This window comes from Pseudonocardia humida (assembly GCF_023898865.1).
GTDB lineage: Bacteria > Actinomycetota > Actinomycetes > Mycobacteriales > Pseudonocardiaceae > Pseudonocardia > Pseudonocardia humida.
In genome coordinates this window covers 146,864-167,944 of record NZ_JAGSOV010000023.1, presented here as the reverse complement: position 1 = coordinate 167,944, position 21,081 = coordinate 146,864, and the positions used below count along the sequence as shown (strand labels likewise).

Sequence of the window (21,081 nt, the reverse complement as noted above, 5' to 3'; positions counted from 1 at the left end):
AGGTCCTCCCGGCGATCCCATCAACACATGCGCATTCTTGCATGAATCGGGGGGTCGGGCTAGGTACGGCGCCAGAAGCTCCTCCGTCGGTCCCGCCGCGGCGCGGATCCCGCCGCCGAGCCGGCCGCGACCGCGTCCAGGACCCGCAGGACGTCCGCCAACAGCTCGTCGAGCGGGCGGCCGCGGACCGCCTCGGGGCGCAGGGCTTCGGCGAGGTCGCGCAGGGGACCGTCGTCGGCGAGGGCGGCCAGCCGGCTGCCGAGGTCGTCGAGGGCCTCGCGCCGCTCGTGCGCGGGTCGTCCGGCGAGGTCGCGCAACCGCCGCGCCTCGCGTGCGGCCAGCGCGGCCGGCCCGTCGACCGCCCCCGCGGCGGCGGGCCCCGCCGCCGGTGGCGCGGGCGGGACGGGCGACGGGGCCGCGAGCGGCGTCGCGCCCCGCGCGGCGCGGACGGAGCCCTCGGACGCGCTCTGCCGCACGAACGCCGGGGCACCGGCCGCCGGGCTGAGCGGGGTCAACCGCCCCACGGCCAGGGGACCTGCGGGCGGCTCCCACCCCGAGACCGGCTCGACCGGTTGGACGATGCGGTGGTCCGGCCCGCCCTCGGCGACGACCCGGCTGTCCACGGCGAGGTGCGCGGTGAAGCGGCACAGCACGCCGAAACGCAGTGACGTCTCGACGATCGTGCGCTCCAGGGTCGCCGGGTCGTCCGTCGTCGACGAGGCGTAGCGGTCCTCCAGGTCGCGCAGGCGCGCCCGGGCCCAGATCGCGGTGAGCGCGGCGGTGCCACCGGGCCGCGCCCGGGCGGCCGCGGACCACGCGCGGTCGTCGCGGGTGGTCCCGCTCAGCGTGATACCGCCCGTGGGGGTGCCGCGGTAGCGCCCCGCCACCACGTACGGCACCCCGGGGAACAGGTCCGGCAGGCGCCCGGGCACCAGCGAACCCGCCACGACGTCCAGTCCCTCCGCGGCGGCCGCCAGCCCGGTGACGAGCGGCGCGCCGATTCGCCGGTGGATGGTGGCCATCGCCTCGTCCAGCCGGTCCTCGCTCTCCACCAGCTCGCAGCGTCCGGCACCGGCCGCGGCGAGCCGGCCCAGGAACCCGGCGTTGACCGCCCGGTCCACGCCGACGGTGTGCACCCGGACGTCGGTCAGGCCGGCGGCGGCCTCGCGCAGGATCTGGTCCTCGTTGCCGACCTGGCCGTCGGTGACCAGCACCAGCACCCGGTCGCGCCCGGGCTCGTCGGCGGCCAGCAGCCCCAGCCCGCGCTGCAGCGGCTCCAGCAGCTCCGTGCCCCCGCGCGCCCGCACCCCCGCCAGGTGCTCGACGGCCCGGAAGCGGTGCCGGTCGGTGGCCGCGACGAGGCCGGCGGGCAGGGTGTCGACGCCCTCGACGACGTGGTCGAACGCCAGCACCGCGAACCGGTCGGCGGCACCGAGGGTGTCGACGATGCGCGCCGCGGCCCGCCGCGCGGCGACCATCTTCCAGCCCTGCATGCTGCCCGAGCGGTCCAGCAGCAGGACGACGTCGCGGGGCCGGGGGCGGTCGGTCACGGCCGGTGGCAGCACCGTCAGCTGGAACGTGCCCTCGTCGCCCTCCGCGTCGGGGACCGTGACGAGCGACGCGGCCGGCGCGCCGTCCGGGTCGCCGTAGGCCAGGCGGAGCACGAAGTCGCGGTCGGCGCGCTCGCCGGGGCGCACGCGGAGCCTGCCGTCCTCCTCGACGACGGTGTGCAGGCTGGAGCGGACCGCGGCCAGCGGCAGGCCGGCGGGGTCGATGCCGACGTCGATGCTGAGCCGCAGCGGGTTCGGGAAGCCCGCCAGCAGCACCGGCGGGGAGATCCGGGAGGCGTCGGGCACCGCGTCCGTGTCGGGGGCGTGCCCGTCGCCGACGGCGGGCCCGGGCAGCGGCGCGCCCGGGACGTAGCGGGGCGCGACCACCAGCGGGAACCGGAACGTCGCCGCCCCGTCCTCCTGGGGCAGTGGGCCCGCCAGCGTGAGCGTCACGCTCACCCGCTCGCCCGCCACGATGTTGCCGACCCGCATGGTGAACACGTCCGGGCGCTCCTGCTCGGCGATCGAGGCGCGCCGCCCGGCCGCGATCGCCCGGTCGTACTCCTCCCGCGCGGCGCCGCGCTCGGCCAGCTTCGCCTCCACCACGCGGTCGGCCGCGACCATGCGCATGCCGGTGACGGCCGCCCGGTCCGGCAGCGGGAAGACGTAGGTCGCCTCGAGCGCCGCGTCGTGGACGTTCACGAAGTCCTGGGTCAGCTCGACCCGGCTGACCAGCCCGGTGATGTCGGCGCGCACGTGGAGGCGGTCCAGCGGCAGGTTGCCGCGATCGGTGCGCAGCGCGCCGAGCCCGCCGCTGTGGTCGGGCCCCCGGTCGGGGGCGATCGCGGGGTCGGTCGTCGGGCTGGTGGCGGTCATGGTGCGCTCCTCAGCAGGCCTCGGGCGGACAGCAGGTCGAGCAGCGGCCCGGCGGCCACCGCGATGGCGTCCAGGTCGTCGTGGTCCGGCGCGGCGGGCAGCAGCAGCACCGCGCCGCCTTCCAGCGGAACGCCGGTGAGCAGCGCGGGTGCGGGCGGGCCTGCCGCCGGAGGGGTGGCCGGGGGAGGGGCGGCCGGCGCCGGTCGCTCGGTCCAGAACCGGGCCGGCCGGGCCGGGGCGGCGACGGGCGCGGGCGGGGGCGGGGGCGGGAGCGCGTCCGGCGAGCCGGCGATCGCGCGCAGCGCGGCCTCGTCGGCGCCGGCCAGCTCCGCCTGGATCTGCACGAGGCTGCGGCCCTGCGCCTGCCGCCGCTTCACCGCGACGAGCTGCAGCAGGTGGCGGGGGCCGTAGAGGGCCGTCCGACCGCGCATCGCCGCCGGCCGGTCGACCAGCCCCTTCGTCGCGTACCACCGGATCGCCCTGGCGTTGGGGAGGTCGCGGACCCGGCCGTTGGGGGCTCCCGGGTACCCGTCGCCGAGCGCGGCGGCGACGCGCGCCGCCAACTCGTCGATCGTCCACCCGGATTCCGTCACGACCCAACCATGACACTGTCATATGACAGTGTCAAATAGCGGGACCGGATCGACGGGCCAGCACGCGATACTGGCCGCCGTGATCACCTGCGTCGTGCACTACGTCATCGACCCGGCGAAGATCGGCGACTTCGAGCGCTTCGCCGCCGCGTGGATGGACCTCGTGCAGCGCCACGGCGGCGTGCACCACGGCTACTTCCTGCCCGCCGAGGGCGCAAGCGACGCGGCCATGGCGCTGTTCAGCTTCCCGGGCCTGGCCGAGTACGAGGTGTACCGGTCGCGGTTCGGGTCCGACCCGGAGTTCGTCGAGGCCGACCGCATCCGCGACGAGAGCGGCTGCGTCCTGCGCTACGACCGGACCTTCATGCGCCCCCTGCTGCCGCCCGGCGGGTCCGGCCGATGATCGCCCGCCGTAACCGGCCGCCCGCGCCACGGGGTGACCGCGCCGGAGCCGGTGGGCGGATACCGCCCCGCGCCGCAGCGGAGGACGCCGTTCGGCTCAGCGGCCCCGCGCGCCGAGCGCGGGCAGCGCGGGTCGGTGCAGCCACGCGGTGAAGAACGCCGAGAGGTCCACGCCGGCGTGCCACCCGGCCAGCTCGACGAACCCCGCGGTGGTCACCGTCGCGTGCCGGTGGCGGGTCGTCCAGTCGCGCAGCAGCGCGAAGAAGCGCTCGTCGCCGATCCGGCCGCGCAGCGCGTGCAGCACGAGCGCGCCGCGCTTGTAGACCCGCTCGTCGAACATCCGCGCCGGGCCGGGGTCGGCGAGGACGAGGTCGGCGGGCTTCGCCGCCACCCGCGCGTGCCACTCCCGGGCGTGGGCGGTCGCGGTGCGCTCGCCGGAGGACTCGGACCACAGCCACTCGGCGTAGGTCGCGAAGCCCTCGTTGAGCCAGATGTGGCTCCAGTCGGCGATCGTGAGGCTGTTGCCGAACCACTGGTGGGCCAGCTCGTGCACGACGAGCCGCTCGTGGGTGCGACGCCCGTCGACGTGGTTCGCCCCGAAGATCGACATGCCCTGGGCCTCGATCGGGTCCTCCAGGTCGTCGTCGGTCACGACGAGCTGGTAGTTCGCGAACGGGTAGCGCCCGAAGAGGCCCTCCAGCGCGGTCATGATCGCGGGGTGCCGGGCGAGGTCGCGGGCGGCGGCGCGGCGCAGCCGGGCCGGCACGAACGCCACCTGCGGCACCGGGCCGGGGGCGAGCACGACCTCGTCGTAACGCCCGATCTGCACGCTGACCAGGTACGGCGCGGTGGGCTCCTGCCGCTCGTACACCCAGGTCCGCGTGCCGGCCGAGCGGCGACGCGAGGAGAGCACGCCGGTCGCGGCGACCGTGTAGGGCGCCGCGGTGGTCACGGCGATGCGGTAGGTCGCCTTGTCCGACGGGTGGTCGTTGCACGGGAACCAGGACGGCGCGCCGATCGGCTGGCTGGCCACGAGCGCGCCGTCGGTGAGCTCGTCCCAGCCGACGTCGCCCCAGCGGCTGGGGATCGGCGCGGGGTTGCCGGTGTAGCGCACCTCGACGGTGAACCGGCCCTCGACCGGTCGCGCCGGGGTGACGTGCAGCTTCGCCCCGCCCCGCGTCGACCGCGTTCGCGTGAACTTCGCCGCAGTGCCGTTCACGAGGACCCGCGGCACGCGGAACGACGAGAGGTCGAGGCTGAACCGGCTCAGCGGTGCGTCGGCGACGGCGGTGAGCACCGCCCGTCCGGTGAGCCGGTTGGCCGCCACCTTGTAGTCCAGGTCCAGCTCGTAGTGCTCGACCCGGTACCCGCCGTTGCCGTGCGCGGGCAGGTACGGGTCCTCCGACCGGGCCGCGCCTGCGGGTGGCGTGCGCCCTAGCGCCACGTCGTGATCGGGTTGCCCCGCCAGCGGGTCGCCGGCGGGACGGTGTCGCCGCGGGTGACCAGCGAACCCGGCCCGACCGTCGTCCCCGCGCCGATGCTCGCCCCCGGCAGGATGATCCCGTTCGGGCCCAGCGTGGCGCCCTCGTCGATGCGCACCCCGTCCATGCTCATGATCCGATCATGGAACAGGTGGGTCTGCACGACGCAGCCCCGGTTCACCGTGGCGCCGTCGCCGAGGTGCACGAGGTCGGACTCGGGCAGCCAGTAGGTCTCCAGCCACACGCCGCGCCCGATGCTCGCGCCCACCGTCTCCAGCCACGCCGTCAGCACCGGGGTGCCGCTGGCCGGGCCGATCAGCCAGGGCACCGCCAGCACCTCGACGAACGTGTCGGCCAGCTCGGTGCGCCACACGAACGAGCTCCACAGCGGGTGCTCCACCGGCCGGAACCGGCCCACGAGCAGCCACTTCGCCGCCGAGGTCAGGCCAGCGGCCAGGATGCCCGCGGCCAGCAGCAGCGGGCCGGCCAGGAGCGCGGCCACCGCGAGGCCGGCCGCGGAGTGCAGCGCCACCAGGGTGGCCAGCACGAGCACGCCGAGCGCCGCCGAGCACATCACCGGCACCACCCGGCACAGCTCGATCAGCCCGCGGGCCAGCTTGAGCCGGCGCGGCGGGTGGAACGTGCGGCTGGTGTCGCCCCGCTCGACGGCCCGGCGCAGCGGCATCGGCGGCAGGCCGAGCCACGACGAGCCCTTCTTCGCCTTGCGCGGGGCGGCCGAGAGCACGCCGACGAGCCCGCGGTTGGGCACCGAGCGCCCCGGCGCGGTCATCCCGGAGTTGCCCAGGAACGCCTGCTTGCCCACCCGCGAGGGCGCCACGTGCAGCCAGCCGCCGGACAGCTCGTAGGTGCCGACCATGGTGTCGTCGGCCAGGAACGCGCCGTCCGCGACCGTGGTCATCTTCGGCAGCGCGATCACCGTCGAGGCCTCGACGTCGCGGCCGACCCTCGCGCCCAGCAGCCGCAGCCACGCCGCCGTGAACAGGCTGGAGTACAGCGGGAACAGGCCGGTGCGGGCCATGCCCATCAGCCGCTCGGTGGTCCAGACCCGCCAGCCGGCCCGGCTGTGCACCGGGTGGAAGCCCTCCACCATGCCGATGCCGAGCAGCCGCACCACGGCCACGACGAGAGCCGCGTACGCCACCAGGTGGGCCAGCGTCGCGGGGGCGACCACGACCAGTGCCCCGACCAGCGCCTCGGTGGTGGACGCGGCCCCGGCGACCCCGAGCGCCAGTACCACCAGCGCCGGCAGCGCCGCCACCGCGGGCAGCAGCCCGAGCAGCGTCGAGGTGACGCCGTAGGCGAGCGCCCATGACCGGGAGTGCGCCGGGCGGGTCGCGGGCCACCGCACGCCGCCGCGGCCGGTGCGCGCGGCGGGTGAGCCCGCCCAGCGCTGGCCGGCCGGGACGGCACCGTGCACCGTCGAGCCGGCGGCGATCACGGCGCCCTTGCCGACGCGCGCGCCGGGCAGCAGCGTGCTGCGCGAGCCGACGGTGGCCCCGGCGCCGATCCGGATCCCGCCGATGTGCACGACGTCGCCGTCGACCCAGTAGCCCGCCAGGTCGACCTCCGGGGCCACGGCCGCGCCGCGGCCCACCTTGAGCAGGCCCGTCACCGGAGGGGCGGAGTGCAGGTCGACGTCCTTGCCGATCTTCGCGCCGAGCGCGCGGGCGTAGCGGGTGGTCCAGGACGCGGCGCCGACGCCGGTCGCGCCGGACATCTCGGCCAGCCGGGTGGCCGCCCACAGCCGCACGTGCACCGAGCCGCCGCGCGGGTAGGAGCCCGCGCGCACGCCGCGCAGCAGCAGCCGGGCGCCACCCGCGGCGATCCCGATCCGCCCGGCCGGGCTGAACAGCACCAGCCAGGCCACCGCGAGCCACCACCAGGGCACGGTCGGCGCCCAGGGCAGCGCGACGGCGGCGACGGTCGAGATCGCGGCGGCGACGCTCGCCCAGCGCAGGCCGACCAGCCCCAGCAGCGGCGCCATGAGCAGCGCCTGCCCGAGCGCCGCGCGCGGCGGGGTCGGGGCGATGTGGCGCCGCGTCGTCGTGGTCGCCTCCAGCGCGTCCAGCCGGGCCGCGAGCGCCCCGAGCTTCGGGTGCCGGTAGAGGTCGTTGACCGACACCTGCGGGTGCCGGGTCCTGATCCGCGCCACCAGCTGCGCTGCGGTGAGGCTGCCGCCGCCGTGGGTGAAGAAGTCGGCCTCGGGGTCGGTCACCGGCACGCCGAGGATCTCCGCCCAGCCCTCGGCCAGCCAGCCCTCGGTGGGGGTCAGCAGCCCCGCCGCCACCGGGTCGACACCGCCGGTCGCGGGCAGGGGCCAGGGCAGCGCGTCGCGGTCGACCTTGCCGGAGGTGCGCGTCGGGAGGTCGTCGACCGCCGCCAGCAGCGGCACCAGCGCGGCGGGCAGCCGCTCGCGCAGGGCGAGGGCCGCGGCGTCGGTGTCCAGCTCGCCGCCCGCCGCATCGGGGACCACGTACCCCACGAGCACCTGGTTGCCCGCCCGGGTGCGGCGCACGGCCGCGGCCGCTCCGCGGACGCCGGGCAGCGCGAGCAGCGCGGCGTCGACCTCGCCCAGCTCGATCCGCCGCCCGCCCAGCTTGACCTGCTCGTCGGCGCGCCCGAGGAACAGCAGCCCGGCCTCGTCGGCGCGGACGACGTCGCCGCTGCGGTAGGCGCGCTCCCAGCCCAGCGAGGGCAGCGGGGCGAACTTGGCGGCGTCCTTGCCGTGTCGAGGTAGCGGGCCAGCCCGATCCCGCCGATCACCAGCTCGCCGCTCTCGCCCATCGCGACCGGCTCGCCCGCGCCGTCGACGACGGCCAGCGCCCAGCCGTCCAGCGGCAGCCCGATCCGCACCGGGCCCTCGCCGGTGAGCTGCGCGGCGCAGGCGACCACGGTGGCCTCGGTCGGGCCGTAGGTGTTCCACACCTCGCGGCCCTCGACGGCGACGCGGGCGGCCAGCTCGGGCGGGCAGGCCTCCCCACCGAAGATCAGCAGGCGCACGTCCTCCAGCGCCTCGGCCGGCCACAGCGCGGCCAGCGTCGGGACGGTGGAGACGACGGTGATCCGCTGCGCCTGCAGCCACGGCCCGAGGTCGACCCCGGTGCGCACCAGCGCCCGGGGTGCCGGGACCAGGCAGGCGCCGTGCCGCCAGGCGAGCCACATCTCCTCGCAGGAGGCGTCGAACGCGACCGACAGCCCGGCCAGCACGCGGTCGCCGGGCCCGATCGGCTCGTCGGCGAGGAACAGCCGGGCCTCGGCGTCGACGAAGGCCGCCGCCGAGCCGTGGCTGACCGCGACGCCCTTGGGGGTGCCGGTCGAGCCGGAGGTGAAGATGATCCAGGCGTCGTCGCCGGGGCCGGGCACACCCGGTGCGCCGATCGGCGTCCCGACCACCGCCAGGGACCCGCCGTCGCCGAGCACCGCGCACACCCCGGCCTCGCCGAGCACGAGCGCGGCCCGATCCTCGGGGTCGTCGGCGTCGACGGGCACGTACGCGGCGCCCGCGGACAGCACGGCGAGGATCGCGACGTACAGCTCGGCGGTCCCGGAGGAGATCCGCACGCCGACCCGGTCGCCGACCCCGACACCGGCCCCGACGAGGCGCAGCCGGAGGGCGTCGACCTCCTCGGCCAGCCCGCGGTAGGTGAGCACCACGCCGCCGGCGTCGATCGCGGCCTCGCCGGGGTGCTCCGCGGCGGTCCGCGCGAGCACGTCGAGCAGCGTGCGGCGCGGCGGCGCGGGCGCGACGGGGTAGAGCGCGGGGGTGCGGGTGAGCGCGAGCGTCACCGGGCACCCGCCGTGGTCGGTGCGGTCGGGGTAGGACGACGGCAGCGTTCAGCGCGCGAGCGCATGTCTCACCTTCCGGGCGAACGTGCTGTGTCGTCAGCCGGATCGGGGCTGGGTGCGCGACGGAAGGCACCATCCGGGGCACAGCGATCTTGCCCATGAGGTTAACGGCAGGTGTCCGTGCGGTCCCGGGGACGTGCGGGAGTTCACCCCACCAGGAGCGTGGAGGGCTGCGCGCTGGGTCGGCCCGCTCCGGCGCCGATCAGGTGACGATGATCGGCGGTCCCTCAGCGGGGCCGTAGCCGGAATCGACCCCTGCGGTCACCTTTGAGGGGTGGCGCACACGTCGAGCACATCGCCCTCGTGCGCGACCCACCCGCCGTCGAACGGGATCGTGACGGTTTCGGTCGACGATGCGCGCCGCGGATCCATGGACCGCGATTCCCTGGCGTGCAGGAGGGTGCGGGACCGGCTGCGATTGCGCACGAAGACGAAGAGCTCGGAAACGTCCACGACCTCCATGACGTTCCCGCCGATCTCCACCACCACGACGGCGGTGAACGCCGCACCGCGGGGGAGCAGGCGCACCGGCGCGGTGGTGCCGACCTGCGCGGCGTGCACCAGGCGGATCTCGACGTCCCACGGGCCGGCGATTCCCGCCGCACCCCCCGCATCACGGCTGCGCCGCGCTCCGCGCGCGGCGGGCCGCGATCGTCGACCACAGCGCGGCGAGGGCGCAGGCGGCGGCGAACCCCGCCGCCGACCCCCACCGCGTCGCGGTCTCGGTGGCCGCCTCGGCCGCGGTCGCGGAGGTGATCACCCACGTGGTCGTCGCGCCGACCAGTCCCCAGCCGCCCCAGAGCAGCGCTCTGGCCCACCACCGGCGCCGGGCGATGATCCAGAGCATCAGCAGGGTGCTGAGCAGCGCGACCGCACCCAGCAGCGCCACCACGGCCGGTTGCACGAGTGGCGGCAGCGGGGGCTGGTAGCCGAAGGACTGGCTCGCGGCCAGCACCATCAGGACGGCGCCGATGGCGCCGGTGAAGGCCAGGTTGAACCGCTCGCGCTCGTCCTGGGCCCGGCGCTGCAGCAGCTGGTCGGTCAGCGCCGCCACCTGGCCCGCGCGCTCGCGCGCCGCGCCGACGTAGGCGGCGTCGTCGTCGAGCTGCTGGGCGAACCAGGTGCCGAGGTCGCGGTCGTCGGCGAAGGGGCCACCGGCGCCGGGGTCGCTCAGCGCGGCGAGGTTGGCCCCGGCGATCTGCACCGTGCGGCGCATCTCGACCAGCGAAGTGTGGGTGCGCACCAGGCCCGGCTCGCCGGCCTGCAGCGCGGTGATCCGCCGCGCGGCGTCGAGCAGCTGGGCCGAGGTCGGGCGGCCCGGGCGGGTCGCGAGCAGGTCGAGCAGCTCGTCGACCGCGGTGTCGGCGGCGCGTCGCGCGTCGCGGAGCGCGGCGTGCTCGTCGGACCACACGCGCAGCTGCGTGCGGAGGCGGGCCGCGTGCAGCAGGTAGCGGCCCAGCTCCGGCAGGTCGCGGCCCGCTCCGACGACCCAGGTCCAGCCGCTGAGCCGCTCGTCGGCGTCGTGCGGCGCCACGACGACGAGGCGGCGGGACGCTCGTTCGTCGGTGGCGCCGGACGCCTCCCAGACGGCGAAACCGTGCGACACGGTCACGCCGGGGGTCCACCGCACCACCGCAGCCGCGCTGCCCGACGGAGCGGGTGGGTCCGGGAGCCGGGGGCGGACCACCGGGGTCAGCGGTGCGGGATCGGGCCGGCCCCGGCGCACGACCGGGGAGAAGGGCCCGGTCCGGGGGAGGCGGGCCAGGAAGACGTGCGCGGAGCCGAGGAAGCCCGGCGGCGTGGTCAGCCCGCCGGTCACCGCGGCCCACTCCGCCTCCAGCCCGGCCCAGGTGGCGCCGGCCGGTTCGCGCATCACCGACAGGCAGTACGCGTCGTGCTCCCGGCGCAGCAGCGCCTCCTCGACGTGCGGCACCGTCGCGCCCGCTCGGCGCAGCCCGGCCAGGAGCCCGGCCGGGCCGTCGAGCGACGGCGTCGTCGGGAGCCCCGCGACCGGCTCGCCGAGTGCGCACCGGTCGCGCAGGCGCTGCCACACCTCGTGCAGGTAGGCGCGGTCCGCGCGCGGGTCCGCTCCCCTCGCGGCCACGAACAGGTGCACGACCAGCGCGCTGCCCCGCAGCTCCACGGTCATCCGCGGTCGTCGGCGGGTGGGTGCTCCGGGCGCGGCCCGACCAGCGACGTGATCAGCTCGTTGATCCGCTCCCGGACCCGCTCGCCCGCCGGTTCCCGCGGCGGGGACTCGGCGCTGGCCGCCCGCACCGGTCCGAGCAGCTCCAGGTCGGCCGTGGCGCGCCGGAAGGACCGCTCGTCGCCGTCGGCGAGGGCCCGCGCCATCGTCCGCACCAGCTGCTCGACCTCGATCCACCGGCCCGCCGACAGGTGCCAGTGCAGGGAGTCGGCGAGCACGTCGAGCGCGTCCCGCCGGTCGTCGTCGAGCACGGCGGAACTCTACGCGCGGCCCGGGACCAGCAGGCCCGCGCGCCGGTGGCCGATCACCACCGACGGCCCCGCGACGGGCGGGGCCCGGATCGGCCAGTATCACGGTGCGGTGAGCGGCCACGACCGCCGCCGAGGAAGGCGTCGATGAACCGGTCCCCGCTCGAGGCGGTGCGCGCGCGGCTGGAGCGGTTCGAGCTGTCCGGGGACGGCGACGTCGTCCTGCCCGATGAGGCCGTCGACGACGCCGTCGCGGTGCTGGTCGCGGTGCCCGACCCGGTCGCCGACCCCGGGACGCTGCTGGAGGCGCTGCACGTGGCGGGGCTGCTGCACTTCTGCCGCTTCCTCGCGCTCGGGTCGGGCGCGGGTCGCCCGGAGATCGTCGCCGCGGTCGAGTTGCTCGCTCCGGTGCACCGGGTGCGGCCCGACGCCGTGCCGGCCGTGGTCGGCGCCTTCCTCGACGACCACCCACCGGCCGCGAGCGACCTCCCGGCCGCCCTGGGCGCTCGGGCCCTGCACCTGTTCCGGCGCGCGTCGGCGGTCGCCGACCCCCACCTGCTCGACAGCGCGATCGGGGGCTGGTGGACCGCCCTGGACGTCACCGCCGCCGACCACCCCGAGCGGGTCCGATCGCTGGTGAACCTGGGCACCGCGCTGCGGACCCGGTACGAGTGGACGGGCCGTCCGGCCGACCTGGACGCGGCGGTGGAGGTGGGGGAGCGCGGCGTGGCCGACGCGGGCCCCGACCACCCGCTCCGGACGATGTGCGTCGCCAACCTCGGGCTCGCGCTCATGCGCCGCTACGAGTCCACCGGCCGGGAGGCCGACCTGCACCGGGCCGTCGAGCTGCTGCGCGCCGCCGCGGACGCGCTCGCCCCCGACCACCCGGAGCGCCCGAACTCCCTGTCCAACCTCGGGTTCGCCCTGCGGAGCCGGTACGCGCGCTTCGGGGTGCGGGCCGACCTGGACGAGGCGGTGCGCGTGGGGGAAGCGGCCGTGGCCGACGCGGGGGCCGAGCACCCGAACCGGGTGGTCCACGCGGTCAACCTCGGGCTGACGCTGCAGCTGCGGTCGGACCGGGCCGACGACCTGGACCGGGCGATCGAGTTGCTGCGGTCCGGCGTCGAGGCGACGCCGGAGGGGGACCCGCTCCGGGCGGGGTACCTGTCCAACCTGGGCGCGACGCTGCGGACCCGCTACGAGAGGTCCGGGGCGGCGGCGGACCTGGAGGGGGCGGTCCGGGCGGGGGAGGCGGCGGTGGCCGCCGACGTCGGCGTGGCGGACCGGCTGATGTTCGTCGGCAACCTCGGGCTGGCGCTGCACGCGCGGTACGGGAGCAGCGGGGACGCCGAGGACCTGCGCCGCGCCGTCGAGCTGCTGCGGGCCGCGGTGGACGCCACCCCCGAGGGGCATCCCGACCGCCCCCGGTACCTGGTCAACCTGGGTGACGCACTCCGCACGCGCGCGGCCGGCGACGGCACGCCCGCCGACCTGGACGCGGCGGTCGCGGTCGGGGAGGCGGCGGTGGCGGCCACCGCGCCGGGCCGGCCGATCCGGACCCGCGGCGCCGCCGGTCTGGTCCGGTCGCTGCGGCTGCGCCACGAGCTGACCGGAGCCGTCGACGACCTGGACCGGGCGCTGGTGCTGCAGCGGGAGGTGCTGGACGCGACCCCGGAGGACGACCCCCACCGCGCGACCCACGTGTCCGACCTCGCGGACGTGCTGCTGTCCCGGTTCGGGGTCACCGGCGAGCCCGCCGACCTCGACGACGCGGTGGCGGTCACCCGGGCCGCGCTCCGCGGCACACCGCACGACCACCCGGAGCGGGTCGAGCGGGTGTGCGGGCTCAGCAACGCGCTGAGGCTGCGCCACGAGTGGACCGGGTCGGCCGCGGACGCGGACGAGGCGCTGCACCTGCTGGGCACCGCGCTCGCCGCCACCCCGGCCGGGCACCCGGGCCGGCCCCACTACCTGTTCGCGACGGCCTCGGTCCTGCAGTCCCGGTTCAGCCGCGCGGCCCGACCGGCCGATCTGGACGCGGCCGTCGACGCCGGGCGCGCCGGCCTCGACGCGCTCCCCGCCGATCATCCCGACCGCGCCCGGTACTCGTCCGCGCTCAGCACGATCGTGCTGGCCCGTTACGAGGCGACCAGGGCGCCCGCGGACCTGGACGCGGCCGTGCAGCTCGCCGAGGCGGGGACGGCGGACGCCGGACCCGGGGGTCCGGATCCGCACCTGCGGGTGGGAGCGCTCGCGCAGGCCCTGCTGATCCGGTCCGAGCACACGGGGCGGGCCGACGACCTCGACCGGGCGATCGGGCTGCTGCGGGACCTGCTGGCCACGACCGCGACCCACCACCCCGACCGCCCCCAGGCCCTGTCCAACCTCGCCGTCGCCCTGCGCATCCGCGCCGAGCGCGGCGCCGGTCCCACCGACCTCGACGACGCGGTCGAGCTGGGGCGGGAGGCGGTGGCGACCACGCCGGCCGGCCACCCCGTCCGGCCGGACTTCCGGTCCCACCTCGGGCTCGCGCTGCACAAGCGGTTCGAGAGCAGCGGCGACCCGGCGGACCTGGACGCGGCGATCGAGCACGGACGGGCCGCCCTCGCCGCCGCCCCGAGCGGGACGGCCGAGAGTGCCCGATCCCTGTCCAACCTCGCGATGACGCTCCTGACCCGGTTCGACCGCGGCGGGGCCCCGGCGGACCTGGAGGAGTCGATCGCGTGCGGGCGGGCCGCGCTGGACGCCACGCCCGACGGGCACCCCGACCGGCGGGCCGTGCTGGGCAACCTCGCGAACGGCCTGCTGCGCCGCTTCGAGCACACCGGCGGGACCGCGGACCTCGACCGGGCGGTCGACCTGCAGCGCGACGCCCTGCGCGCGAGCCCCGACGGGCACCCCGACCGCGCCCTGCCGCTGTCCAACCTCGCGTTCGTGCTGCGCCGCCGCTACGAGCGCACGCGCGTGCCCGCCGACCTGGACGAGGCCGTCGAGCACGCGCGCGCCGCCGTGGACGCCCTGCCCGTCGGGCACGCCGCCCGGTCCGTCTGCCTCTCCAACCTCCTCAGTCCGCTGCTGCACCGGCACGCGCTCACCGGCGCCCGGGAGGACCTGGACGAGGCGGTCGAGCGCGGCCGGGCCGCGGTGGGCGCCACGCCGCCCGAGCACCCCAGGCGCGCCCTGCACCGGGGGAACTTCGCGCTCGCGCTGCGCACCCGGTTCGTGCACGCCGGCGCGCCCGCCGACCTGGACGAGTCCATCGAGATCGGTGCCTCGGCGGCGGCGGACCTGGCCGCCGACCACCCCGACCGCGCGACGGTCCTCTACCAGTTGGGGCTCGGGCTGGTAGTGCGGTTCCGCGGCGACGGACGGCGCCCGACCGACCGCGACCGGGCCCTCGACGCGTTCCGGACGGCGGCGACGGTGGAGAGCGCGCCCGTGAGCGTGCGCGTCGAGGCCGCCCGGGCCGGGGGCGAGTTCGCCGCGGAGCAGGGGGACTGGGCGGTCGCCGCGGACGGGTTCGCCGCCGCCATCGGGCTGCTGGCCCGGCTGGCCCCGCGCAGCCTGGGACGGTCGGACCAGGAGTACTGGCTCGGCGGGACGGCCGGGCTGGGCGCCCGGGCGGCGGCGTGCTGCCTGCAGGCGGGCGACCCGGAGCGGGCGGTCGAGCTGTGGGAGCAGGGCCGCGGGGTGCTGCTCGGCCAGGCCCTCGACACCCGCACCGACCTGACCGGGCTGGCCGAGCGGCATCCCGGCCTGGCCGCGGAGTTCGTGCGGCTGCGCGACGCCCTGGACACCGCTTCCGACCCGGGCCGCCCGGTGTCGGCCGACGAGCCAACGGCCGTCGTCGTCGGGCCGGACGGGGGAGCGGCCGCGACGGGCCGGGAGATCGACCGGCGGCGCGCGCTGGCCGGCGAGTTCGACCGGCTGCTCGTCCGGATCCGCGCCCGGCCGGGCTTCGAGCGGTTCCTGCTGCCGCTGCCGGCCGCCGAGCTGCGCGCCGCCGCGGCGGCCGGGCCGATCGTGCTGGTCACGATCACCGGCATCCGGTCCGACGCGCTCCTGCTGACCCCCGACGGGATCCGGGTGGTGCCGCTGCCCGCGGCGACGCCCGAGGCCGTGCTCCGGGCGACGATCGCGTTCCTGAGGGCGCTCGCGGTCGTGCACGACCCCGACGCCGACGCCCGGCGGCGGGAACGGGCCGATGCGCGCCTGGTCCGCGTCCTGAGCTGGCTGTGGGTGGCGATCACCGGTCCGGTGCTGCGGAGCCTGGGGCTCACCCGGGCGCCCGCCCCCGGCGAGCGCTGGCCGCGGTTGTGGTGGTGCCCGTCCGGGCAGCTGGCGTTCCTCCCGCTGCACGCCGCGGGCCACCACACCCGCCGCGCATCGAAGACCGTGCTGGACAGGGTGGTGTCCTCCTACACCCCGACCGTGCGGGCGCTGATCCACGCCCGCCGGCCGCTGCCTCCCGACCCGGCCCGCGGCGGGTCGATCCCGCCCGACCGCCTGCTCGTGGTGGCCGTGCCGGACGAGCCGGGCGCGGCGGCGCTGCCCGGCGCGGCGGCCGAGGCCCGCGCGCTCGGGACGCTGTTCCCCGGCCGGACGCGGACGCTGACCGGACCGGAGGCCACCCACGAGGGCGTGACGCGGGCCCTGCCCGCCGCCCGCTGGGTGCACTTCGCCTGCCACGCCACCACCGACCTCGCCGACCCCTCGGCCGGCCGCCTGCTGCTGACCGACCACCGGACCCGGCCGCTGACCGTGCTCGACCTGGCCCGGCTGCGCCTCGACGACGCCGAGCTGGCCTACCTCTCGGCCTGCGCCACCGCCCGCACCAGCCCCCGGCTGGCCGACGAGGCGATCCAGCTCGCCGCCGCCCTCCAGCTGGCCGGCTACCGCCACGTCGTCGCCACCCTCTGGCCCATCGTCGACCGCCCGGCCGCCCGCATCACCACGAGCGTCTACCGGGCCCTGGCCGCCGAGGGCGCCCCGGCCACCGCCCATGCCCTGCACCGGGCGACCCGGGCCCACCGCGACCGCCACCCGGCGCGGCCGTCCAGCTGGGCCGCGCACCTGCACAGCGGCGCCTGACGAGGTCACCGGCTCCGGGGCCGGGCCCCAACGCGCAACCGGGTGATGGACAACCCTTGGTGCGGTTCGTGATCTCCGCGGCGGGTGGCGCCGTCGCCGGAACGGGGTGCTGGACGTTCGACCCCGGGGGCCGCGGTGGCAGGATGCGGCCGTGGACGTGGCGACCAAGTACCGCGTGACCGTGCGCGGACCCGAGGACGGTCCGGTGCTCCTGCTCGCCCACGGGTTCGGCTGCGACCAGCACATGTGGCGCCTGGTCGAGCCGATCCTGTCGCGGACGTGCCGGGTGGTGCTGTTCGACTTCCCGGGGGCGGGGGGCGCGCAGGCGTTCGGGTGGAGCGAGGAGCGTTATTCCCGGCTCGACGGGTACGCCGAGGACGTGGCCGCGATCTGCCGGGAGCTGGACCTGCGCGACGTGGTCGTCGTGGGGCACTCGGTGAGCGCCATGATCGGGGTGCTGGCCGCGGAGCTGGAGCCCGACCGGGTCGCCGGCCTGGTGCTGGTGACGCCGTCGCCGCGCTACATCGACGACGGCGACTACCGCGGCGGCTTCAGCCGGGCCGACATCGACGAGCTGCTGGAGTCGTTGGACAGCAACTACCTCGGCTGGTCCGCGGCGATGGCCCCGGTCATCATGGGCAACCCGGACCGCCCCGAGCTGGGCCGGGAGCTGACCAACAGCTTCTGCCGGATGGACCCGCGCATCGCCCAGGTGTTCGCCCGGGCGACGTTCCTGTCCGACAGCCGCGCCGACCTGCCCGGGGTGGCGGTGCCGGCGCTGATCCTGCAGTGCGCCCAGGACGCCATCGCCCCGCCCGAGGTCGGCGCCTACGTCCACGAGCACATCGCCGGGAGCCGGCTGGTCACGCTGGACGCCACCGGGCACTGCCCACAGCTCAGCGCCCCGGACCAGACCGCGGCGGCCATCCTGTCCTTCGTGGGTGCCCAGCGGTGAGCGCCGGGCTGATCGGACCGTGACCCGGCCCGGTCCGACGTCGTCCCGGGCCGTGGACGGCCAGCGCGGCGCGGAGGTGGCCGCGGCCGTCCTCGACGAGGCCGCGGGGTCGGCCGAGCTGTACGACGCGGCGCCGTGCGGCCTGCTGTCCACGCTGCCCGACGGCACCATCCTGCGGGTCAACTCGACGCTGCTCGGCTGGGTCGGGCGGACCCGCGACGACCTCGTCGGGCGGGGACGGTTCAGCGACCTGCTCACGGTGGGCGGGCGCATCCACTACGAGACGCACATCGCGCCCCTGCTGACGATGCAGGGCTCGGTCGGCGGGTTCGCGCTGGAGCTGCGCACGGCCGACGGCGCCCGGCTGCCGGTCCTGGTGTCCGCCGTCGCGTCCCGGACGGAGGGCACCGGCTCGGCGCGGGTCCGGATCGCGGTCTTCGAGGCCCGCGACCGCCGCAGCTACGAGACCGAGCTGCTGCAGGCGCGCCGCGACGCCGACGGCGAGCGCGAGCGCATCCAGCGGCTGGCCACCGTCCTGCAGCGGACGCTGCTGCCGCCGCGGCTGCCCGAGGTGCCCGGCGTCGTGACCGCCGCCTACTACCACCCGGCCTCGGTCGACGAGGTCGGCGGCGACTTCTACGACCTGTTCCGGCTGCCCGGCGGCCAGTGGGGCTTCTTCCTGGGCGACGTCTGCGGCAAGGGCGCGACCGCGGCGGCGCTCACCTCGCTGACGCGCTACACGCTGCGGTCCGCGGCCGCGCACGACCCGGATCCGGTCAGCGTCCTGACCAACCTCGACGCGGTGCTGGCCCAGGAGCACGAGCAGGGGAACCCGAAGTTCTGCACCGTCGTCTACGGCGTCCTGCGGATGGCAGGCGACCAGCTCGCGGTGGCGCTGGCCGCGGGCGGGCACCCGCCGCCGCTGGTGCTGCGGGCCGAGGGCGCCGTCGACGTCGTGGACCTGGAGGGCGGCCAGCTCGTCGGCGCCGTCCCCGAGCCCCGCTTCACGCGGGCCGAGCTCCGGCTCGCCCGCGGCGACACGCTGCTGCTCTACACCGACGGGCTGATCGAGGCCCGGGTCGACGACCGGGGCACCCGCCACGACGAGGACGACCTCCTGCGGTTCACCCGCGCGCTCGCCCCGGCCGCGCCGGGCGCGATCGTCGCGGCGATCGCCGCGCTGATCGAGGGCTTCGGCGACGGCCTCGACGACGACGCGGCCCTGCTCGCCATCGGGCGCCAGGCAGCCCCCTAGGCTGCCGGGCGTGAGCGCGCCGACCCCGGGAGCCGTCCGGCGGCTGCGGTCGGCCGCGTTCGCCGTCTCCGCGGTCGGGCTGGCGGTGGGGGCGCACGTCACCGCGGGCGGGGCGCTGCCGGCGCTGCCGCTGGTGGTCGGGCTGGTCGCGCTCGTCGAGGCGTCGGCGACGGCCATGGCCCGCAGGCGCCGGGGCACTGCGGGCACCGCGGCCGGGCTCGTCGTCGCCCAGGCGCTGCTGCACTTCGCGTTCGCCGCCGACTCCCCGCACGCGGGCCACGGGCACATGGCGCACGGCGGGCAGTTCGGCGGCGCGAACGCGCCGACGATGCTGGCCGCGCACGCGCTCGCGGCGGTGGTGCTGGGGTTCCTGCTCAGCCACGGCGACCGGATGGCCGAATGGGCCGTCGGCCTGCTGGTGCCGATCGCGGTGGTCGCGCCGTTCCGGCCGCGGGCGAGCGTGCGGGTGCTGCTGGTCGCTCCGGTGACCGCGGCGCTGGGGCGCTGGGTGGTCGGCCTGCACGACGTGGGTCGGCGCGGCCCGCCGCGGGCGCCCGCCGCGGTGCGCGCCTGACCGATCCACGGTGGTGGGTGGGGCGCTGCCGCACGCCCCGACATCCCGACCGACCCCCGCTCGACGGGCGGTCCGACCGGGTCCCACCTGACACCCGAGGATCTGACATGTCCCCCTCTGTTCCTGCCGCGTCCGTCCGCGCACGCGGCGCGCTGCTCGTCGCGGCCCTGGGCGCGCTCGCGCTCGCCGGCTGCGGCGCCGCACCCACGACCGGCCCCGCCGCACCGACGATCGAACCCGCCGCGGCCGCGGCCCCGGCGCCGCAGACGGCCGTGGTCGTCTCCGACCCGTGGGTGAAGGCCGCCGAGGGCGGCATGACCGCCGTGTTCGGCACCGTCACCGCGACCGGCAGCGCCCCGGTCACCGTGGTGTCCGCGGCGACCAGCGCCTCGCCGCGCGCCGAGCTGCACGAGGTGCTGGGCAAGGCCGACGGCACCATGGCGATGCAGCCGAAGGAGAGCGGCTTCGTCGTCGACCCGGGCGCCCCGCACCGGCTGGCCCCGGGCGGCGACCACATCATGATCATGGATCTGGCCGCCCCGATCCGGCCCGGCGACCGCGTCGAGGTCACCCTGACCCTCGGCGACGGCTCCACCGCCGGGTTCTCGGCGCTGGCCAAGGAGACCACCGCCGGGGAGGAGAACTACGAGCACGGCGAGGCGGCGCCGGGCATGTCCGGCCCGGGCGGTGCACCGACCGGGCAGGGCGGCTGATGCCCGCCGGTCCCGCCGCGTCCCGGCGGGTGCTGGGTCGGCGGGGGCTGCTGCTCGGCGGCGCGGCGGCGCTGGGCGGGGGAGCGGTCGGAGCGCTCGGCGCCACGGCGTCGGCCGAGCCGCCGCCCGCCCCGGTCGCGGCGGCCCCGCAGGGGCCCGTCGGCGCCGACGCGGTCCCCTTCCACGGGCGGCACCAGAGCGGCATCACCACCGCGCCGGTGCAGGCGCACGCCGCGTTCGTGGCGCTCGACCTGCGCCCGGGTTCGGGGGCCGACGACGTCGCTCGGCTGCTGCGCCTGCTCAGCGATGACGCCGCGCGGCTCACCGCCGGTCGGTCGCCGCTCGGGGCCGACGACCCGGAGCTGGTGGCGCTGCCGTCGCGGCTGACGGTGACCTTCGGCTTCGGACCCGGCCTGTTCGACGCGATCGGCCGCCCCGAGCAGTGCCCGGCGGTCGTGCGCGCGCTGCCCGCGTTCGCCACCGACCGCATCGACCCCCGCTGGAGCGGGGGCGACCTGCTGCTGCAGGTCTGCTCGGACGACCGGCTGCCGCTCTCCTACGCGGTGCGCAGGCTCGTGCGGGACGCCCGCGGCGTCGCGACGGTGCGCTGGACCCAGCGCGGCTTCGGTCCGGCGCGGGGTTCCGAGCCGGCCGGCACCACGCCGCGCAACCTGTTCGGCCAGCGCGACGGGTCGAAGAACCCGGAGGTCGGCGGCGCGCTCGACGACGCGGTCTGGGTGCGCGACGGGCCCGACTGGTTCGTCGACGGCAGCATGCTCGTGCTGCGCCGGATCCGGATGGACCTCGACGTCTGGGACGACCTCGGCCGCGAGGCCAGGGAGCTGTCGGTGGGCCGCAGCGTGGGCAGCGGCGCTCCGGTCACCGGCGGCACCGAGTTCGACGAGGTCGACCCGACGGCCGTGGACGGCGACGGGTTCGCCGCGGTGCCGCCCGCGGCGCACGCGCTGCGGGCGAAGGCGCGGGGCCCGGCGGAGCGGATGCTGCGCCGGGGGTTCAGCTACGACGACGGACCGACCGCCGACGGCGCCCCGGAGGCGGGGCTGCTCTTCGCGGCCTACCAGGCCGACGCGGCCACCGCGTTCGTCCCGGTGCAGGCCCGGCTGGCCGAGTCCGATGTGCTGAACCTGTGGGTCACCCACACCGGCTCGGCGGCCTTCGCCGTGCCACCGGGCTGCGCGCCCGGTGAGTACGTCGGCGGGCGGTTGCTGGAGGGCTGATCGACCCGACGAGGACGCCCGGCCCCGCCGGG

13 protein-coding genes and 1 pseudogene are annotated in these 21,081 nt (G+C 77.3%); 7 read left to right on the top strand and 7 right to left on the bottom strand.

Annotated features, from left to right (window positions below; translation table 11 throughout):
- Nucleotides 1–59 precede the first annotated feature (59 nt).
- Nucleotides 60–2,426 carry a VIT domain-containing protein gene (locus tag KDL28_RS11440; protein WP_252437564.1) on the bottom strand — a complete coding sequence of 789 codons (2,367 nt, stop codon included), beginning with the start codon at nucleotides 2,424–2,426 and terminating at the stop codon, nucleotides 60–62.
- Nucleotides 2,423–3,019, bottom strand: a complete 597-nt coding sequence (locus KDL28_RS11435) for a MerR family transcriptional regulator (protein WP_252437561.1) — start codon at nucleotides 3,017–3,019, stop codon at nucleotides 2,423–2,425. The genes KDL28_RS11440 and KDL28_RS11435 overlap by 4 nt, the downstream gene beginning before the upstream one ends.
- Before the next feature lie 79 nt (nucleotides 3,020–3,098).
- Between KDL28_RS11435 and KDL28_RS11430 the strand changes: the two genes are divergently transcribed.
- Nucleotides 3,099–3,422: an NIPSNAP family protein gene (locus tag KDL28_RS11430; RefSeq protein ID WP_252437559.1), complete on the top strand. Its 324-nt coding sequence runs from the start codon at nucleotides 3,099–3,101 to the stop codon at nucleotides 3,420–3,422.
- Nucleotides 3,423–3,518: 96 nt separating this feature from the next.
- On the opposite strand, the gene KDL28_RS11425 is transcribed toward KDL28_RS11430, so the two are convergent.
- The 5 genes and pseudogenes from KDL28_RS11425 to KDL28_RS11405 form a co-directional block, all read right to left on the bottom strand.
- Nucleotides 3,519–4,865 (bottom strand): M1 family metallopeptidase, encoded by a 1,347-nt coding sequence (locus tag KDL28_RS11425; RefSeq protein ID WP_252437556.1) that lies wholly within the window; start codon nucleotides 4,863–4,865, stop codon nucleotides 3,519–3,521.
- A pseudogene (locus tag KDL28_RS11420) lies at nucleotides 4,856–8,709 on the bottom strand (Pls/PosA family non-ribosomal peptide synthetase). The gene KDL28_RS11425 and the pseudogene KDL28_RS11420 overlap by 10 nt, the downstream one beginning before the upstream one ends.
- Before the next feature lie 321 nt (nucleotides 8,710–9,030).
- Nucleotides 9,031–9,330: a hypothetical protein gene (locus KDL28_RS11415; protein ID WP_252437554.1), complete on the bottom strand. Its 300-nt coding sequence runs from the start codon at nucleotides 9,328–9,330 to the stop codon at nucleotides 9,031–9,033.
- A 52-nt stretch (nucleotides 9,331–9,382) separates the two neighbouring features.
- Nucleotides 9,383–10,918, bottom strand: coding sequence for a CATRA conflict system CASPASE/TPR repeat-associated protein (locus tag KDL28_RS11410; RefSeq protein WP_252437552.1), 1,536 nt, complete (start codon nucleotides 10,916–10,918; stop codon nucleotides 9,383–9,385).
- Nucleotides 10,915–11,226: a CATRA system-associated protein gene (locus tag KDL28_RS11405; protein ID WP_252437550.1), complete on the bottom strand. Its 312-nt coding sequence runs from the start codon at nucleotides 11,224–11,226 to the stop codon at nucleotides 10,915–10,917. Before KDL28_RS11405 ends, KDL28_RS11410 begins: the two co-directional genes overlap by 4 nt.
- Before the next feature lie 144 nt (nucleotides 11,227–11,370).
- Here KDL28_RS11405 and KDL28_RS11400 point away from each other — a divergent pair, with 144 nt between their 5' ends.
- The 6 genes from KDL28_RS11400 to KDL28_RS11375 all read left to right on the top strand — a co-directional run bounded on the left by KDL28_RS11400 (nucleotide 11,371) and on the right by KDL28_RS11375 (nucleotide 21,049).
- A complete protein-coding gene (locus KDL28_RS11400; RefSeq protein ID WP_252437548.1) occupies nucleotides 11,371–16,314 on the top strand; it encodes a CHAT domain-containing protein in 4,944 nt (1,647 codons plus the stop codon).
- A 151-nt stretch (nucleotides 16,315–16,465) separates the two neighbouring features.
- Nucleotides 16,466–17,269 (top strand): alpha/beta fold hydrolase, encoded by an 804-nt coding sequence (locus tag KDL28_RS11395; protein WP_252437546.1) that lies wholly within the window; start codon nucleotides 16,466–16,468, stop codon nucleotides 17,267–17,269.
- A gap of 19 nt (nucleotides 17,270–17,288) precedes the next feature.
- Complete coding sequence (locus KDL28_RS11390) at nucleotides 17,289–18,524, top strand: PP2C family protein-serine/threonine phosphatase (RefSeq protein WP_252437544.1); 1,236 nt, start codon at nucleotides 17,289–17,291, stop codon at nucleotides 18,522–18,524.
- A gap of 10 nt (nucleotides 18,525–18,534) precedes the next feature.
- Nucleotides 18,535–19,098 carry a hypothetical protein gene (locus KDL28_RS11385; RefSeq protein WP_252437542.1) on the top strand — a complete coding sequence of 188 codons (564 nt, stop codon included), beginning with the start codon at nucleotides 18,535–18,537 and terminating at the stop codon, nucleotides 19,096–19,098.
- Between the two features lie 107 nt (nucleotides 19,099–19,205).
- Nucleotides 19,206–19,811 (top strand): copper chaperone PCu(A)C, encoded by a 606-nt coding sequence (locus tag KDL28_RS11380; protein WP_252437540.1) that lies wholly within the window; start codon nucleotides 19,206–19,208, stop codon nucleotides 19,809–19,811.
- Entirely contained in the window at nucleotides 19,811–21,049 is a 1,239-nt protein-coding gene (locus KDL28_RS11375) for a Dyp-type peroxidase (RefSeq protein ID WP_252437538.1), read from the top strand. The genes KDL28_RS11380 and KDL28_RS11375 overlap by 1 nt, the downstream gene beginning before the upstream one ends.
- Nucleotides 21,050–21,081: the final 32 nt, after the last annotated feature.